The following is a 16,829-nucleotide window of genomic DNA, read 5'->3' on the forward strand; positions in this document are numbered from 1 at the left end:
CGAACGTGCTGTGGGCGCTCCTGCGCGACAACCGGATCTTCACCTCCGCCCCACCGGTCGCGCAGGCATCTTGACTTCATCATTGAGACTCCAGGATGATCGCCGCCGTCTGCTGCGCCAGGGCGGGCTTGGCGATGATGGACCGGTGGCTGCTCGCCGGCACGACGTGGAAGTCCGCGGCGACCCGCTCGCTGAGCTTGCGCTGCTGCTCGGTGTTGTTGGCGGCCGAGATGACGACGCGCCGCAGCGGCCCGGCGGCCACGAAGTCCTGGCCGGTGAGGGGCTCGTGCAGGTACTCCTGGCGCGCCGCCAGCAGTACCTGGGGGCTGGAGATCGAGGCCAGGTACGCCCGTTGGATGTCCGGGCGGTATTCGAGTTCCCGCTCGGTGGGGCTCGTCAGCCAGCGGGTGGTGCCCAGGGCCGAGCCGAGCAGCCGTCGCGCGGTGTCCTGGTTGTAGCGCGCCACCCGCCGCTTCGACCCGCGGTCCTCACCGAGGAGGACGGCGTCCGTCCCGTCGACGATGTGCAGGACGGTGGCGCGCTCGCGCACGTACGCGGACTCCGCCGCGACGTTCATGGCGGTGAGGGCGCCGATCGAGTGGCCGCACAGGACGACGTCGCCCTGCGGCGCGAGCTGTTGCAGGAGGAACTCGACCAACTGGGCCGGCCGCAGCCTGCTCTTCGAGCGCCAGTACCCGCTGCGGTGGTAGCGCAGGACCCGGAAGCGCCGGCTGAGCAGCCCGGCCACCCAGTCCCAGGACTCCAGCGGCGCGCCCAGGCCGCTTTCGAGGACCGCGACGGGGGCGGTGGGGCCGAGCTCCCCGCCGTCGAGCGCGTACTCGATCGCGAGGCCGTCCGGGCCCTGGATCAGGGAGGTCCCCTTGAGTCCGCCGCGCCGGGTGTACTCCTCCTCCAGGCGGATGTACGAGAGGTAGGCGCTGACCACGGCGGCGGCCCCGAAGGTGGCGACCACCTGGCGTTCGAACCTCATCCCCGGCCCCCGTTCCTGGGGAGGCGGTCCACGGCGTAGAGGACCGCCGCGTGGGCCGAGCTGAATCCCCAGAAGAACCGCGGCAGGCCCATCGTCACGGCGATGCCCAGGTGGAAGAGCTTGACGCCGGCCAGGGCCCTGCGGGCGTCCGCCGGTGCCAGCAGGTAGACGACCGGGAACCCCGTCTCCCAGACGATGGTGAACCACGTCATCGAACTGCACAGCAGCGGGCTCTTCTTCAGCCACTTGGCGACCGCGCTGTCCCCGTACTGCTGGGTCTGCAGGACCTGTTCCAGCGCCTCGCCCGACCGCCAGGTACTGGAGATCGCCTTCGCCGCGCCGGCGGTCACGTAGGCGATGAAGGTCTGGGCGTTGACCGCGCGCAGGAAGAGGTCGTCGGACTTCTCGGCCTCGGAGACCAAGGCGGTGAGCACGCGGTAGCCGCAGATCAGGGCGGCCATGTGGTCCGCCCCGTCCCTGCCGAACGAGGTGCGGTACTTGCTCAGGCCGCTGGAGGCCAGCATCAGGCCGGCTCCGGTGATCTGCTGCGTCCGGCTCCTGCGGCCGGTCAGGGTCAGCGCTCCGCCGACGACGCCCATGGCCTTGATGGCGACGGCGCCGCCGCGGCTGTCGATCGCCTTGCGGAGAGCCTGCGGGACGACGCTGCGATCGCGTTTCGAACTCAGGCCCTGCAAAAGGCCGTTGGGTCCGTAGGCGGCTGTCCGGGTCAAGGCTTCGAGGCCGCTGATGATCTCGCCCACCGCGGCCGGGGCCAGCGTCCAGTAATGCGCGTCCTCGCGCGATATGGGGTGGGAAGGCTCGTTGACGATCTTAGTGAATGGCATTCACGCGTCCTCGTGCTCCGGTCGAGCGGGGCCGGAAAGGGGAACCGCTCGTACCCCTTTCCGGCCCGTCTGCTCACATGGGTGGTGTCACCGGTGGGTCAGTTGGTTCAGCAGCCGAGGCAGATCGTGCTGCCCGTCACGACGACCTCGCACACGGCGATGATGGTGGGGGTGGTCATCGCGGGAGCGTTGTGTGCGTTCACGAAACCCTCCTGCGCCTCCGCGAACGAAGCGTTGACGGCATCGGTCACGAACTCGACACGCGATTCGGTGGCGTTCACTCTTTCTCCTTTTGATGGTGGAGACAGCGGCCAACCCACAGAGGACCGACGTCCGCTGCCGGCCGCTGCCGTTCGACCATATGTCGTTTCGGTAACCACGGGAAGACCCTTGATGTGTTCATGGTGTGCACAATGCGAATCGGTGGCGGATAATTTCGAAGAAATTGACCAATTCCATTGTAGGTGGACATTCCTCGAATTCTGTGCAATGCCCCTTTTGTTGCGGAGTCCCCGGGTGTTCCTGTATTCGATCATTGATATCGCAGGTCAGGCCTTGATCGAGAATCCGGGCGGGTGGCGGATTCCGCCGAACAGTCCGTATGGCCTCGAATCACCCCATTTGACTTGACGGCCTCGGGTTCGGGTTCCGGTTCGGCCGGAGGGCGCATGTCGGGCCGCCCGGAGGGTGTATTTGGGTCGGCTTTGCAGGATTGGGACGCCTTGCTATGATCGGCCCAATGTTCAGAAAAGTGTGAAAATGAACGTTTCGATCATCCGAGAGAAGACGGCTCGTCGATTGAAAAACAAAACCGGCAAGGCGGCGGGCGCACCGCTGCTGCAACTCGTCGACGTCACACACGCGTACGGTGACAGCACCGTGCTCGACCGGGTCTCCCTCCGCATCCACCGTGGTGAGTGCGTTTCCCTGGTCGGGGAGAACGGATCCGGCAAGAGCACCCTGCTCCGCGTGGCGGCCGGACGGGAGAGACCGTCCGGAGGATCGGTCGTCTTCGACGGGGAAGAGATCCACGAGGATTCCCTGGACGTGCGCAAGCGGGTCGCGTCGGTGATGGATCCCGGTGCGTTCTACCCGGACCTCACCGTGCGGGAGCACCTGCGGCTCGTGGCGCTGTCGCACGGCATGGGCGCCGGAGCCGATGCCGCGGTCGACGGGGCGCTGGAGTCGCACCGCCTCACGGCGCAGTCCGAACAGTTCCCCTCGGCCCTGTCCTCCGGACAGACCCAGGCGCTGCTCCTCGCCGCCGCCTTCATCCGGCCGCACGACCTCCTCATCCTCGACGAGCCCGAACAGCGGCTCGACTCCCACGCCCGGACCGCCCTCGCCCGCCTGATCGCGGAGCACCGCGACCGCGGAGCGGCCGTCCTCATGGCCACCCACCACCGGGCCCTGAACGAGGTCGCGGACCAGATCGTCGAAGTCGGCTCGCGTTCGGGGCACTCGGGCCCGTCCGGGGCGGTGCAGGGGGAAGGATGAACGGTTTGAGCGACAGCGTGGCACCCGCGACCGGGACGAGGGCGCGGGTGCCCGACAGGTCGGGGGACTGCACCGCGGACACCCTGCTGTTCCTGCGCGAAGCCCGGAGCGGCACGCGCCAGGAGAAGCGCAGGAGCGCGTGGTTCATCGCCTACACGGTCCTCCTGGTGGGCGGCTGCTGGGGCGTCCCCGCCCTGCTCCAGTGGACGAGTTCGACCCGGGCGGCCGACCGGCCGCCCGTGCAGATCGGGGAACAGGCGTCCGCGACGCTCCTGGCGCTGATCCCGGCGGTGCTGATCCTCGCCCTGCTGCTCACCGCCCGGGGAGCGATGTGGCGCGGCCCGGTCCTGCTGGACCGGGCCACCACCGGCTTCCTGCTGCCCTCGGCCGTCGACCGGCGAGCCCTGCTCGCGCCGGGGCTGCGGTCCTCGGTGGCGCTGGCCTCCGTGGTGAGCGGCGTCGCCGGCGCGGTCGCGGGCTTCCTGCTGCAGGGCCTGGCCCCGCAGTCGTGGATCCTGCTGACCCTCGCGGGCTCCTGGACGGGCGTCTCGGTGGCGCTCACCACGAGCGCGGTCGGCGTCCTGGTCGAGCGGCACGACCAGTGGATGTCCCGGTACGGCCGCAGGGTCTTCGCCGCGGGGTGGCTCCTCGCCGCGGTCGCCGCCGCCGGCGTGTGGACGGCATGGACGCAGGGGCGGACGGGCTGGCTGCAAGGCCTCCTGCTCTGGTCGGGCCCGTGGGGGTGGGCGTCCCAACCGCTCCTGTGGGCGCTCGGCCTCGTGGGTACGGCGGGCGCCGTCGGCACGGTGCTGTCCGTCGGCACCCCGGTGCTCGCCCTCGCCCTCGCCTGGCGGGAACTGCCCGCGATCCCGCAAGCCGCCCTCAGACTGCGCGCGACGGTCGCCGCCCAGATCAGCACGTCCGTCCTCATGCTCGACCTCCGCCAGGCCCGCTCCGGAGTGCCGCGGCTCAAGGAGCGGCGCAGCACCCCCCGGCTCCGCCTCCCCATGCCGCGGCACCGGCTGCTGCTGGTCCCGTGGCGCGACCTCACCTGCCTGCTGCGCAACCCCCGCCGCCTGGGGTGGGCCGTCGTCTGGAGCGGAATCGCCGTCGGACTGACCGCGGCGGCCCCCTCCTTCACCTCGACCGCACAGCAGATCGTCGTCGTGCTGTCCCTGGTCGCCGAATACCTGGCGGCCGCTCAACTCACCGAGCCGGCACGGCTGGAGAGCGACGACCCGCGGCGCTCCACCAACCTGCCCTGGACGTTCAAGTCGCTCGCCGTCCAGCACTCGGCGGTGCCCGGCGGCCTCCTCCTCGCGCTCACCGGAGCCGGCGCACTGGCGTGCGCGCTCGCCGGCCGGCAGACCGCAGGACTCCTCCCGCTCCTCGCCTCCGTACCCGCACTCACCGCGGCCGCGCTGGTCAGCTCCTACCGGGGCGTCGTGCCCGTGCACCTGACGATCGGCGTCAACACCCCCATGGGCAACACCGGCCCCGGCCAGGTGGCGCTCTGGTACCTGCGCGGCCCGCTGGCGGTCGGCACCCTCCTGTTCCCGCTCGCCCGCTCCGCAGCCCAGGGCCACCCGTACGCCGCGACACAACTCGCCTGGACCCTGGCCGTCACCGCAGCCGCTCTCTGGTGGGTCCGGCGCACCGCCCACCGCCTCCACACCCGATAGCCCCGGCCCCACACCAGGGGCCGGCCGCCGCTGCGGACGCATCGTCGGGCGGTCCCTCCGGAGGCGGGCGCCCGTGACGCCTCATACCTGAGAGCCAGGCCGAGGACGGCTCCGCGGCGGGAGGCCGGCCGGTGGGTCCGCTCCGTAGCGTGGTGACCGAATGCACCCCGGCGTCGCGCGCCCGGCGTGATCCGAAAGAGAGCCCCTAGGAGGTGGTCGGTGCGCGGAGCGCTGCACACCGTGAGGAAGGATCTGTTCACCCCGGCCCCGCAGCCCATGCCGCCCATGAGCGGGCCGGGACTGCTGAGGTGGCTGCCGCACGGCGCGGTCGTCGCGGTGGCGGTCTTCGCGGCCGTCTCCGCTACCGAGGACATCCCGTTGCGGCCGCTCGGGATGCTCCACGCCGCGCTCCTGGTACCGGCGCTGCGCCGGCCGCTGCCGGCCTGGTGGCTGTCGCTGGTGATGCTGCCGGTGTTCTCGTTGTACCCGCCCTTCGCGCCGTACACGGGATGGGCGTGGGCCGTGCAGGCTGGGCTGTCGTTCCTGGTCGCGCTGCGCAACCCGCCGCGGGTGACGGGCGAGACGGTGGCGCTGAGCACCGCGCTGCTGCTGGGACTGCAGCTGGCGGGCGGGTGGATCGGGCCCTGGTACTTCACGGTGATCGTGCTGGTGTTGTTCGCCCTCGTCGTGGCCGCCGCGACCGGGGTGCGCCGGACGAGGGAGGTCCGCGCCCGGCTCGCGGAGCAGGAGCGGGCCCTCGCGCAGGAGCGGGCGCACCGCACCGTCCTGGAGGAACGCGCCCGCATCGCGCGCGAGTTGCACGACGTGGTCGCCCACCACATGTCCGTCATCTCCATCCAGGCCGAGGCCGCCCCGTACCGGGTCGCGGACCCGCCCCGGGAACTGGTCGCGGCGCTGGCCGACATCCGCGCGGGCGCCCTGGAGGGACTGACCGAGCTGCGCCGCCTCCTCGGCGTGCTGCGCTCCGAGGACCGTCCCGGCGGGCGTGCTCCCGAGGCTCCGCAGCCCACCCTGGAAAGGCTCGACGACCTGCTCGTCGGGGTGCGCGCGGCCGGGCTCGACGTGCGGGCGGTGGTCTCCGGGACGCGCCGACCGCTGCCCGAGGGCGTGGAGCTGTCGGCCTACCGCATCGTGCAGGAGGCGCTCAGCAACACGCTGCGCCACGCCCCGGGCGCCGCGGCCCGCGTCGAGCTGACGTACACCGACGCCGCCCTGCGGCTGCGGATCCGCAACGGGCCCGGCACCGCGGCTGCCGAGCTCTCGCCGGGAGCCGGGCACGGCCTCCTGGGCATGCGCGAACGTGCCGTGATGCTCGGCGGGGAGTTCTCCGCCGGCACCACCCCCGACGGTGGCTACGAGGTCACCGCGCTGCTGCCGGTGCCCGCCGCCCCAGCCGTCCGGACAGACAGGGAACAGACCGCATGACGATCCGAGTGATGATCGCCGACGACCAGGCGATGGTTCGCGAGGCCTTCTCGGTGCTCCTCGGCGCCCAGCCCGGCATCGAGGTGATCGCGACCGCCGTGGACGGCCTGGACGCGGTGGCCAAGGCCGAGGAGCTCCGCCCCGACGTGATCGTGATGGACATCCGGATGCCCGGACTGAACGGCATCGAGGCCACCCGCCGGATCACCGGGCAGGCCGGCCTGTCGACCAGGATCCTCGTCCTGACCACCTTCGACCTCGACGAGTATGTGTACGAGGCGCTGCGGGCCGGCGCCGGCGGGTTCCTCCTCAAGGACGCCTCCGGGGTCCAACTGGCCGAGGCGGTACGCGTCGTGGCTGCCGGGGACGCGCTGCTGTCGCCCGGACTCACCAAGCGGCTCATCACGGAGTTCGCCCGGCTGGGCGGCTCGGCGAAACCGCCCGCCCAGGTGCGGATCGACGTCCTCACCAACCGCGAGACCGAGGTGCTCACGCTGGTCGCCCGGGGCCTGTCCAACGCGGAGATCGCCGCCGAACTCGTCGTCGCCGAGCAGACCGTCAAGACGCACATGGGCAGCATCCTGCAGAAGCTGCAGCTGCGGGACCGCACCCAGGCCGCAGTCCTCGCCTACGAGACGGGACTGGTCGTTCCCGGCCGCACCGATCTGTGATCCCGCGGTAGTGCGGCGGCACTGGCGCGGACGTCTCCCCCCGACCCCCTACCTGAGAGCTGCTCCGGAGAATGGCTCCGCGGTGTGAGGCCCGTGCGGGTGCCGGATTCCTAGCGTTCTTGTACGAGCCGGTCCTCGCCGCCCCCGTGTGGGTTCCGAGGACGTCGCGGCTCCCGACAAGTTCCGCGGGCGGCGGCGACCGCCCCGCGCACCATCGCAGGAGTGCAGCCATGACCACACCCCGAAGCTCCGCCGCCTCGCCCGCCCGGCCCGGACGGGCTGGCCGGCCCGTCCGGATCCTGCGGGCCGCCTCCGCCGTCCTGGCGTCGTTCCTCGCGTTCCTGACCGTCGCCATCGTGCTCGGCGCGTACGTCCCCTCGATACCCAAGGCGGGCGTGATCGGGCCGGCCCTGGGCGGGCAGTACCCGTTCCACACGGCCCTGCTGGCCCTCGTCGCCGCCGGCCTCGCCGCGCTGGCCTGGCGGGCCGGCCTGGTGCGCTGGGGACGCGTGGTCACCGGCGTCTCGACGCTGTGCACCGTGGGCGCCCTGGTCATCGGCGGCATCCAGTTCCAGGCCGCCAGGGAGGCCGGCGTCGACATCTCGCTGGGCCAGGTGTTCACCGAACTCTCCTACCCCGCGGCGAAGCCGGACGCGACCGAGACGTTCGCGAGCCCCGAGGGCGAGCCCCGAGGGCGAGCCCCTGCGGGTGGACGCGTACCTGCCCGCGAAGGCCCCGGGCAAGCGGACCCCGGCTGTCGTGCTCGCCCACGCCGGCGGCTTCCACACCTTCGACAAGAACGACCTGCGCGGCACCGGCCGCTGGCTCGCCGACCACGGCGTCGCCGTCTTCGCCGTCGACTACCGCCTGGCCGGTCCCGACCGTCCCACCTGGGGCAAGGCCCCGCAAGACCTCGTCTCCGCCATGGGCTGGGTGCAGCGCAACGCCGACGTGTACGGCGTCGACGGCGCACGGATCTCGCTCGGCGGCATGTCGGCGGGCGGCACCCTGGCGATGAACACCGCCTACCGCCTCCAGAACGGCACCATCAAGGCCGCCGAGGGCGCCACCCCTGCGCCCCCGGCCTCCGTGATCGGCTTCTACCCCGGCACCGACGTCGCGCAGATGTGGGAGGACGACGTGGCCGGGACCCGCGAGGCGGCGCAGATGTACACCGGCGGCACCCCGCAGCAGTACCCGGACCGCTACCGCGAGGTGTCCCCGATGTCCGACGTCCGCCCCGGCCTGCCCCGCACCCTGCTCGTCGTCGGGGACCGCGACCGCAGCGCCCGCCCCGAGACCGTCACCGGCCTCGGCGACGCGCTGAGGAAGCAGGGCGTCGACGTGGAGGTGAAGGAACTGCCCTTCGCCGACCACGCGTTCGACGACGCGTACGGCAGCCTCACCTCCCAGACGAGCCGGCAGATCCTGCTCGACTTCCTCCTTGCGGACGCACGCTGACCCCGGGTCCCGGCCGGCCGACGGGACCTAGCCGCTGCCGTGGCCACAGAGGGCCTGCTGGTGCCGGCCGTCGAGGCGGACAGGCAGCGCGACACGGCTGCGGGAGACTCGCTAGTAGTGCGTGCTGTGGTTCCACCAGGCCTGGGTGCTGTCAGTGCCGCTTTCCCCCGCAGGGGCGGACTCCGCCACGGGGGTGGGCGTCGACACCGGGGTCGAATAGCGGGCCGGGGCCGGCCGTGCGGTGCTGTCCACGCCCGCGTTTGCGAGCGCCACGCCGGTGCCGAGGCTGAACAGCGCGGCTGTCGCCACGCCCACTACTACACGCTTGAGCACGATGGTCCTCCAAGGACTCGAAGAGGTCGGTGCTCACAGTGGACCAGCGGCCAGCAGACGTTTGATCAACGCCTGGCTTCATGTGGCCACCGTGATGGAGCGTCGCTCGTCAAGAATGCGCGAGCCCACGTACGCGTCCATGATGGAACGCCGGTTCAGGCTGTCATCGTCAAAGGTCGTCAACCAGCGCATGGAGTACCCCTGGTGTCCTGCCGCAGCGGAAAACTCGCTCCGCACCACGGGCGGGGAGCGGACGGCCAGGGCGAATGCCGAACTGACGTAGGCAACGGCGGTCTTGTCGGCCAGGTAGGGCGAGTAGACGACCGTGAAGCCGTAGGCCTCCCCCGTCGCGGCGACCGGTGAAGGTGACCGACGACCTGGAGGCGGGGGAGAACCCGGTGGAGGTCTCGGCGAACGTCCGCCACCACTCCCCGGGCTACACGATGGCCCGGTACGGGCACTCACGTAAGGGCGGAGCGCGGCGGCTGGCCGCCTCCGGAGCAGGCCGGCTGGGCCTGTCCGCCTGTCCGCCCTGGTCCAAGGGCGAGTCCGCTGGCCGGTGGGTCACGCGGTGGGTCACGTGACTGCTGCACCGTGACCGGAAAAGCAAAAGACCCCTGAATCAACAGGGGTCTTGCTGGTGTCCGAGGGGGGACTTGAACCCCCACGCCCGATAAAGGGCACTAGCACCTCAAGCTAGCGCGTCTGCCATTCCGCCACCCGGACCGGGTGTTGTCTTTGCGGCTTTCGTTCTCTCGTCGGCCGCGCTGACAGATGTAACTGTAGCAAAGATCGGCTTGGGGTCCCAAAACGGTTCGGGGCGGGGGTGCGGGGGTGGTGGCGGGGGCAAGGGGGAGTGTGTGGCGGGGGCGTGACCAGGGGGTTTCGGGGGCGCGCAGGGGGTGGATCCGGGTCGGGGGCTGGGGGAGGATGGGCGTACGTGCTCGTACGCCCGGGTGCAGGTCCTGGGGGTGGCGCGCTGGTGCGTCGGTGCGGGCCAAAGACGAGGAGTGACCGTGAGCGAGCGGAGCGAGTCGGCGGGGCCGAGGGCGACGGCTGAGTCGGAGGTCGCCGGGATCTGTCGCGATCTGATCCGGATCGACACCAGCAACTACGGGGACGGCTCCGGCCCGGGGGAGCGCAAGGCGGCGGAGTACGTCGCCGAGCAGCTCGCCGAGTTCGGGGTGGAGCCGCAGATCTTCGAGTCGGCCAAGGGGCGGGCCTCGACGGTGGTGCGGATCGAGGGCGAGGACCGTTCCCGCCCGGGCCTGCTGATCCACGGCCACACCGACGTGGTGCCGGCCAACGCCGCGGACTGGACGTACGACCCGTTCGGGGGCGAGATCGCGGACGGCTGCGTGTGGGGGCGCGGCGCGGTCGACATGAAGGACATGGACGCGATGACCCTCGCGGTGGTCCGCGACCGGCTGCGCACCGGCCGCAAGCCCCCGCGCGACCTGGTGCTGGCGTTCGTCGCGGACGAGGAGGCCGGCGGCACGTACGGGGCGCGGTTCCTGGTGGACAAGCACCCGGAGCTGTTCGAGGGCGTGACCGAGGGCATCGGCGAGGTCGGCGGCTTCTCCTTCACGGTCAACGACCAGGTGCGGCTGTACCTGGTGGAGACGGCCGAGAAGGGCATGCACTGGATGCGCCTGACGGTCGAGGGCCGCGCCGGGCACGGCTCGATGGAGAACGACGACAACGCGATCACCGAGCTGTGCGAGGCGGTCGCCCGGCTCGGCCGGCACAAGTTCCCGCTGCGGATCACCAAGACCGTACGGGCGTTCCTGAACGAGCTGTCGGACGCTCTCGGGGTCGAGCTCGACCCGGAGAACATGGACGAGACCCTGCGGGTGCTCGGCGGCATCGCCAAGATGATCGGCACCACGCTGCGCAACACCGCCCAGCCGACCATGCTCGGCGCCGGGTACAAGGTGAACGTGATCCCCGGCCAGGCCACCGCACACGTGGACGGGCGCTTCCTGCCCGGCTACGAGGAGGAGTTCCTGGCGGAGCTGGACAGCGTGCTGGGCCCGCGCGTGAAGCGGGAGAGCCTGCACTCGGACAAGGCGATCGAGACCACCTTCGACGGCGCGCTGGTGGAGGCGATGCAGACGGCGCTGCGGGCGGAGGACCCGATCGCCCGCGCGGTGCCGTACTGCCTGTCGGGCGGGACGGACGCCAAGTCGTTCCAGGACCTCGGGATCCGCTGCTTCGGCTTCGCGCCGCTGCAGCTGCCGCCGGAGCTGGACTTCGCCGGGATGTTCCACGGCGTGGACGAGCGGGTGCCGGTGGACGGGCTGAAGTTCGGCGTCCGGGTGCTGGACCGGTTCCTCGACGCCTGCTGAGCGTTGCCTGCCGAGCGTTGCCTGCCGAGCGGCTTGGGCTGAGCTCCTTGGGCTGGGCACCTTGGGCGGACGGCCCGTTCCCGGAGTGCCGGGGGCGGGCCGTCCGCATTGTCCGAGCTAATGATTTGGGACAGGGCGAAGGAGATCAACAGAAACGATCCTGCAAGGAAATGCGGATCGAGCGTGCGTGCGAGACGTCACCGTTGCGAGTGAATGGCAAATCTGTTCCGTACCCCGTTTGCCACACCCTCGTTCATCCCTGTGCAACCCGCCGAACGGGTTGCGTTGTCCATACAGGAGGAATGATGAAGGTCAAGAAGATCGCCGCTGTTGCCGCCGCCACCGGTGGCCTGGTGATCGCCGCCGCCGGTGTCGCGTCCGCTCACGGCGGTGCCGCCGCCGAGGGTGTGGCCGCCGGCTCCCCGGGTGTCGTGGCCGGCAACCAGGTGCAGATCCCGGTGCACGTCCCGGTCAACCTGTGCGGCAACACCGTCAGCGTGATCGGTGTGCTGAACCCGGCGTTCGGCAACCACTGCGCCAACTTCTGAGTCACGCTCCGAGCTGCTGAGGCTCGTTGAGCCGACTCATTCGACCCCCGGGTGGCGGACGCGCCGCCCGGGGGTCGCTTGCATGCGGGGTGCGAGTGCGGGGTGCGGAGAGGTGAACAAGGGGGCAATCGCTCGATCGGGTGAAGCTGGTTCGTTCGGCTCAACCTGCCCGCCGTCCTCTCGTTAACTCCTGTGCAGTCGAAGACCTTGCCGGATATCCGGATATGCGGAAATTCCGACTTTCGGAAGGTATTTACGTCAAGGTCGTCACGTCGTTCTCGATACGTCAGGGGAAAAGATGAGGAATGTAGCCAAGAAGGGGATCCTCACGGTCGTGGCCACCGGCAGTGTCCTGGCCTCGACCGCCGGCTACGCCTACGCGGGTGCCGAGGCCCAGGGAGGTGCCACCGGCTCGGCGGGCGTCGCCTCCGGGAACTCGGTGCAGGTGCCGGTCGAGGTGCCGATCAACGCCTGCGGCAACACCGTCGACGTGATCGGCGTGCTGAACCCGTCCTACGGCAACCGCTGCGCCAACGTCAGCGGCCACCCCGAGGCCGCGAAGCCGGGCGGCTCCCACGTGGGCTCCGGCTCCCACACCGGCTCCGGTTCCCACGCAGGCTCCGGGGCCAACGGCGGCACCGGCCGGGGCTCCTCCGCCTCGGGTGCGTCCGCCTCCGGCGTCGCCGCCAACTCGCCCGGCGTGGTCTCCGGCAACAGCATCCAGGCCCCCGTGCACGTCCCGGTCAACGCCTGCGGCAACTCCGTCGACGTGGTCGGCGTCGGGAACCCCGCCTTCGGCAACGACTGCGCCAACGTCGCGCAGCCCGCCCCGGCGCCGAAGCCGGCCGACGACTGCCCCGAGAAGCACAGCCCGTCCATCCCGCCGCAGGCCGGCGGCGAGGTCCCGGGCAACCCGCGCAACGGCGGCCCGTCCACCACCCCCGAGGCCGGCGCACACTCGGCCCCCGCCGTCGCGCCGGTCGCGAGCGGCCAGGTCGCCCCGGTCGCGGCCCGCGCCGCCGCCCCGGCCGTCGCCTCCTCGCCGAGCGGCGCCGTCGGCAGCCAGCTGGCCTCCACCGGCGCCGGTGACGTCGAACTGCTCGGAGCCGCCGGCCTCGCCCTGCTGCTCGGTGGCGGCGTGCTCTACCGCCGCGCCCGCGCCGGTGCCCGCTGAGCGGCCGCTAGGCCACACCCCGCGGCGCCGCACCCCAGCGGCGCTGCCGGAGCACGACGCCGGAGCGTGACGCGCCCGCGGCCGCCTGGAGGTACGGGCGGCCGCGGGCAAGCGGAGGCCCGGCGTGAAAGCCCGTACGAAGGCCTGACGGTGACGTGAAGCCCCGGCCCGAAAGCCCGGCGTGAAATCCCCACCGCGACGGGCGCGCTCCCGGGCCCGGAGCTCCCCGACCCGGCCGCCTCCCGCCCGGGCCTTCCCCGCCCAGGCGCCCCGCCCGTCCACCCCCGCCGCGGCGGGCGGGCTCAGACGCGCTCGCCCGTCACCAGCTCCGGACCTGCCGGATGATCCGCCGCTTCAGCCGGACCGTCCGGCTCCCGTCGGGGAACAGCCGCAGCCGGTCGAGCTCCCAGTGCCCGTACTCGGCGTGCTCGGTGAGCAGTTGGCGTGCCGCGTTGCGCGTGGTGCCGCGCGGCATGCGCAGCGACTGGTACTCGTACTCCGGTTGCCGGACCGGCTTCGGTGGGGTCAAAACGCTCCTCCTGAGAATCACCTGCGCGCAAGCCTACGACCTGCCTCGGACAGTCGGCCCGGGTATTTCCGGATGTCCTCCCGGACGTCCGTCCGACCCGGCAGGACGCCCCGGACCGGCCGGGGCGCGCCGGCTCGCCTGACAGTGCATCAGTCCCGTTGTTCCTCCGGACGGGATACCCCGATCCCGGCGCGCGAAGCGGCACCCGATCGGCCCCGCGCGGCCCGGCTGCACGCCCTTCGCGCCGGGCATGCGCGGGGACAGAACCACGCGGATCGGACATCAGGGGGGAAGTTGCGGTGAAATCGCGGGTGTAGGTGACAACCGCTGTGCGTACCGACACCGCGGGGAGATAGCGTCTGCACCATGTCTGATGCCGCGCAGCCAACCATTGCCGAGGTACGCGCCGCCGCCGAGGCGGTCAAGGCCGCCATCGACCGTCATCTGGAAGCGGTGTCAAGCCCCAGCGCAGCGGATGATCCCGCTGTGTCCGCCGCCTACGAGCAGCTCGCGACGGCGGCCATCGCCTACGACCAGATCCTCTACGAGGTCTACGACGAGGTCACCCCCTTCGAGATCCCCGGGGACGAGGGTCCGGGCGGCTACCACGGCCCCGAACAGCCGGAGGCGATCAGCGTGCTGATCCGCCGCGACTACCACGTCGCCGACCCCAAGCGGCTGCGCGCCCAGGCCGAGCGGCTCGACGAGTCGCTGACCCCCGGCGGGGGCGGCACCAGCGGGGTGAACGCCGCGATCGGCGTGCTGTTCGGCGAGTACGAGCCGGACGAGATCGCCGCCCGCAGCGAGGAGTTCGGCCTGGAGGAGGCGGACTCGACGCTCTGGGTCGCGGCGGCGGAGCCGACCGAGCCGGGGGAGTGGCTGCCGGAGCCCTTCGAGCACGCCGACCCGCAGATGCTGATCTGCCGGTTCGACGTGAGCGAGGTCTACGACGACGAGGACCCCGACGACTGAACCGTTCGTCGTGCAGACACCCGGAGGGCGGGCCCCACCTGTAGGGGGCCCGCCCTCCGCGCGTTCCGCCAACCGCCGGACAGGGCTAGTACGCCGAGGCGGCGTTCTCGGCGAGGATCGCCCGCAGCCGGGTGGTGCGCGGCTGCGCCGGGCGCTCGGTGACGGCCTGGGCGAGCGCCGGGCCCGCCGCGTGCACCACGGACAGGTGCCGCTCGCCGCGGCCGAAGGCGGTGTAGACCCACTGCCGGGTGAGCGCCGGGCCGGCGTCCTCCGGGAGCACCACGACCGCGCCCGGCCAGCGGCGGCCGAGTGCCTGGTGGACGGTCAGCGCCCAGCCGTGCCGCAGCCGGCCGGCCTGGGCGGGCGGGACGGTCCGGCGCGAGCCGTCCGCGTACGCCAGGTGCAGGCCGGTGGCGTCGCCGTCCAGCACCCGGGCCGGGCGGGTGACGCCGGGGGCCGGGGAGTCGACCACCCGGTCGCCCGGGTCGAAGCCGCCGAACCGGCCGGGCCCCGGGTTGAGCCGGGCCTTCGCGGCGGCGTTCAGCGCCCGGGTGCCCGCCGGGCCGCCGTGGCCGGGGGTGAGCAGCACCACCTGCTCGGCGGGGATGCCGAGGGCGCGGGGAATGGAGTCGGTGAGCAGCTGGAGGGCGCGGTGGACGGCTTCGCCGCCGTCCTTCGCGGTCAGGATGACCACCTCCTTGTCCGGCGCCTCGACGGGCTGGAGCTCGCCGATGCCGACGCCGGAGACCAGCTCGCCGATCGGGCCGAAGTCCGGGGTGCGGGAGGCGACCGCCGGGCAGACCCTGGCGGCCAGCAGGTCGGCGAAGAACCGGCCGGGGCCGGCCGACCAGAGCTGGCCGGGGTCGCCGCTGAGCACCAGCCGGGTGCCGTCGGCGAGCGACTCCAGGACGGTGGCGGCCAGTTCGACGTCCAGCAGCGGGGCGTCGAGGACGACCAGGACGTCCAGGGCGAGCGTGCCGTCAGCGGCGCGGCCCGGCCCGGCGGCGCCGGAGAGCAGGTCGGCCAGGGTGATCACGGCGGCCGGGGTGTCGGTGAGCGCGGCGAAGGACTCCCGGCCCTGGTCGGTCCAGGTGGCGGCCCAGACCCGCAGTCCGAGGCCGCCGGCAGCGGCCAGCAGCGCGGCGGGTTCGGCGCGGGCGGCCTCGCCGCCGGTGTGCAGCACCAGGGCGCTGTCGGCGACGGCCTGGATCAGGGCGGTCGCGGAGGAGGACGGCGCGGCCTCGCCGGCAGCCGCCCACGCGGTCGGGCCGGGCGCGGCGGGGGCCTGCGGAGATTCCTCCGCCGTGGCCTCTGCTGTGGCCTCCACCGTGTCCTCCGTGGGGGCCGCGCCCGAGCCGGAGGCCGCCTCGGAGCCGGAGGCCGGCGAGGAGTCGGCCGCGGACTCGGCGTCCTCCGCCGTGTCCTCCTCCTCCGGATCCTCCTCCGCCGCCGCGTCCTCGTCGCCCGGCTCAGGGTCCTCGCCCGGCACGAAGGTCGACATCAGCCGGACCAGCCCGTCCGCGAGGCTCTCCTCGGCCAGCGCGAGTCGCTCCAGGGCGAGCAGCGTCCGGGTCGGCGGCTCCTCGTCCTCGTCGCCGCCCGCCGCGTGCGCCTCGGGGCCGGTCAGCTCCTCCTGGAACGGCATCGCGCGCCCGTCCAGGACGGCGGCCTGGATCGCCGCGGCCGAGTCCGGCAGCCCGTGGCGGTCGAGCCCGGCCGCGATCTCGGCGACCTCGACGGCGGAGTGGCCGCGCAGCGCCGCCTGCTCAAGCAGCCACGGCACCAGAGCCTGGGCGCGGCGCGGGTCACCGGGGCCGGCGGCGGGGCCGAGCAGGCCGCGGGCGAAGCCGTCCGCGTGCTCGGGGCGGACGCCGGGCAGGGACAGTACGGCCCACGGGTCGGAGCGCAGCTGTTCGGCGGCGCCGTCGCCGAACTCGGCCACCGCGGCGGCCGCGAGATCGGCCGGGGCGCCCCCGGAGGTCAGTACCTCGGCGGTGTCCTTGAGCGCCTGCGCGCGCTGCTGGTCGGGCTGCGCGGAAGCCGGGGACGGGGTCGGGGCCTTGGCGCCCTGGCCGTCCTTGACGTCTTTGGCGTGCTCGGGAGCCGCGGCGCGGCCCTCGCCCTCCGGCGGTGCGGCCTGCGGGCCGACGCTGCGGATCCGCTGCGCCAGCTCGGCGATCGCCGCCGCCTTCTCCGCCGGGCTCGCCGTCTCCGCGGGGCTCGCCTTCTCCGTCGGGCTCACCGAGACTGCCGAGGTCTCCTCCGGAGCGCCGTTCTCCGTGTCACTCATCGTCCGCTCCAAGGGTCACTCCACTGCGTGTTCAGCTGAACG

General features: G+C 72.5%; 15 protein-coding genes, 1 tRNA gene and 1 pseudogene. 10 read left to right on the plus strand and 7 right to left on the minus strand.

Annotation, left to right across the window (positions count from 1 at the left end):
* Window positions 1–79 precede the first annotated feature (79 nt).
* The 3 genes from ACFWPI_RS19140 to ACFWPI_RS19150 all read right to left on the minus strand — a co-directional run bounded on the left by ACFWPI_RS19140 (window position 80) and on the right by ACFWPI_RS19150 (window position 2,117).
* Window positions 80–991 carry an alpha/beta fold hydrolase gene (locus ACFWPI_RS19140; protein WP_380377689.1) on the minus strand — a complete coding sequence of 304 codons (912 nt, stop codon included), beginning with the start codon at window positions 989–991 and terminating at the stop codon, window positions 80–82.
* Entirely contained in the window at window positions 988–1,836 is an 849-nt protein-coding gene (locus ACFWPI_RS19145; RefSeq protein WP_380377687.1) for a hypothetical protein, read from the minus strand. Before ACFWPI_RS19145 ends, ACFWPI_RS19140 begins: the two co-directional genes overlap by 4 nt.
* A gap of 107 nt (window positions 1,837–1,943) precedes the next feature.
* The gene (locus ACFWPI_RS19150) at window positions 1,944–2,117 is read right to left on the minus strand and encodes a cypemycin family RiPP (protein ID WP_159398383.1); all 174 of its coding nucleotides are present in this window, start codon (window positions 2,115–2,117) and stop codon (window positions 1,944–1,946) included.
* A 517-nt stretch (window positions 2,118–2,634) separates the two neighbouring features.
* Here ACFWPI_RS19150 and ACFWPI_RS19155 point away from each other — a divergent pair.
* The 5 genes and pseudogenes from ACFWPI_RS19155 to ACFWPI_RS19175 all read left to right on the plus strand — a co-directional run.
* A complete protein-coding gene (locus tag ACFWPI_RS19155) occupies window positions 2,635–3,333 on the plus strand; it encodes an ATP-binding cassette domain-containing protein (protein ID WP_380342717.1) in 699 nt (232 codons plus the stop codon).
* A gap of 5 nt (window positions 3,334–3,338) precedes the next feature.
* Window positions 3,339–5,015, plus strand: coding sequence for a DUF6297 family protein (locus ACFWPI_RS19160; protein WP_380377685.1), 1,677 nt, complete (start codon window positions 3,339–3,341; stop codon window positions 5,013–5,015).
* Window positions 5,016–5,255: 240 nt separating this feature from the next.
* Window positions 5,256–6,461 carry a sensor histidine kinase gene (locus ACFWPI_RS19165; protein WP_380377683.1) on the plus strand — a complete coding sequence of 402 codons (1,206 nt, stop codon included), beginning with the start codon at window positions 5,256–5,258 and terminating at the stop codon, window positions 6,459–6,461.
* Window positions 6,458–7,132 carry a response regulator transcription factor gene (locus tag ACFWPI_RS19170; protein ID WP_363377203.1) on the plus strand — a complete coding sequence of 225 codons (675 nt, stop codon included), beginning with the start codon at window positions 6,458–6,460 and terminating at the stop codon, window positions 7,130–7,132. The genes ACFWPI_RS19165 and ACFWPI_RS19170 overlap by 4 nt, the downstream gene beginning before the upstream one ends.
* Window positions 7,133–7,831: 699 nt before the next feature.
* Window positions 7,832–8,593, plus strand: a pseudogene (locus tag ACFWPI_RS19175) (alpha/beta hydrolase); the annotation flags it as partial.
* 111 nt (window positions 8,594–8,704) lie between these two features.
* Here ACFWPI_RS19175 and ACFWPI_RS19180 read toward each other — a convergent pair.
* Window positions 8,705–8,926: a hypothetical protein gene (locus ACFWPI_RS19180; RefSeq protein ID WP_380377681.1), complete on the minus strand. Its 222-nt coding sequence runs from the start codon at window positions 8,924–8,926 to the stop codon at window positions 8,705–8,707.
* 365 nt (window positions 8,927–9,291) lie between these two features.
* Between ACFWPI_RS19180 and ACFWPI_RS19185 the strand changes: the two genes are divergently transcribed.
* The gene (locus ACFWPI_RS19185; RefSeq protein ID WP_380377679.1) at window positions 9,292–9,510 is read left to right on the plus strand and encodes a hypothetical protein; all 219 of its coding nucleotides are present in this window, start codon (window positions 9,292–9,294) and stop codon (window positions 9,508–9,510) included.
* Between the two features lie 54 nt (window positions 9,511–9,564).
* On the opposite strand, the gene ACFWPI_RS19190 is transcribed toward ACFWPI_RS19185, so the two are convergent.
* Window positions 9,565–9,652 (minus strand) — tRNA-Leu (locus ACFWPI_RS19190).
* A gap of 290 nt (window positions 9,653–9,942) precedes the next feature.
* On the opposite strand from ACFWPI_RS19190, the gene ACFWPI_RS19195 reads away from it, so the two are divergent.
* The 3 genes from ACFWPI_RS19195 (at window position 9,943) to ACFWPI_RS19205 (ending at window position 12,996) form a co-directional block, all read left to right on the plus strand.
* On the plus strand, window positions 9,943–11,274 hold the full coding sequence (locus tag ACFWPI_RS19195; protein ID WP_063346934.1) for a M20/M25/M40 family metallo-hydrolase: 1,332 nt from the start codon (window positions 9,943–9,945) through the stop codon (window positions 11,272–11,274).
* Between the two features lie 305 nt (window positions 11,275–11,579).
* On the plus strand, window positions 11,580–11,822 hold the full coding sequence (locus tag ACFWPI_RS19200) for a chaplin (protein ID WP_063346933.1): 243 nt from the start codon (window positions 11,580–11,582) through the stop codon (window positions 11,820–11,822).
* A gap of 298 nt (window positions 11,823–12,120) precedes the next feature.
* Window positions 12,121–12,996, plus strand: a complete 876-nt coding sequence (locus ACFWPI_RS19205) for a chaplin (protein WP_380377677.1) — start codon at window positions 12,121–12,123, stop codon at window positions 12,994–12,996.
* A gap of 319 nt (window positions 12,997–13,315) precedes the next feature.
* On the opposite strand, the gene ACFWPI_RS19210 is transcribed toward ACFWPI_RS19205, so the two are convergent.
* Window positions 13,316–13,525: a DUF5703 family protein gene (locus ACFWPI_RS19210; protein WP_033350848.1), complete on the minus strand. Its 210-nt coding sequence runs from the start codon at window positions 13,523–13,525 to the stop codon at window positions 13,316–13,318.
* A 366-nt stretch (window positions 13,526–13,891) separates the two neighbouring features.
* Between ACFWPI_RS19210 and ACFWPI_RS19215 the strand changes: the two genes are divergently transcribed.
* A complete protein-coding gene (locus ACFWPI_RS19215) occupies window positions 13,892–14,497 on the plus strand; it encodes a hypothetical protein (protein WP_063346931.1) in 606 nt (201 codons plus the stop codon).
* 85 nt (window positions 14,498–14,582) lie between these two features.
* On the opposite strand, the gene ACFWPI_RS19220 is transcribed toward ACFWPI_RS19215, so the two are convergent.
* Complete coding sequence (locus tag ACFWPI_RS19220) at window positions 14,583–16,787, minus strand: helix-hairpin-helix domain-containing protein (protein ID WP_380377674.1); 2,205 nt, start codon at window positions 16,785–16,787, stop codon at window positions 14,583–14,585.
* Between the last annotated feature and the right edge of the window lie 42 nt (window positions 16,788–16,829).

The sequence above is a fragment of the Kitasatospora sp. NPDC058492 genome (genome assembly GCF_042720685.1).
Classification (GTDB): domain Bacteria; phylum Actinomycetota; class Actinomycetes; order Streptomycetales; family Streptomycetaceae; genus Kitasatospora.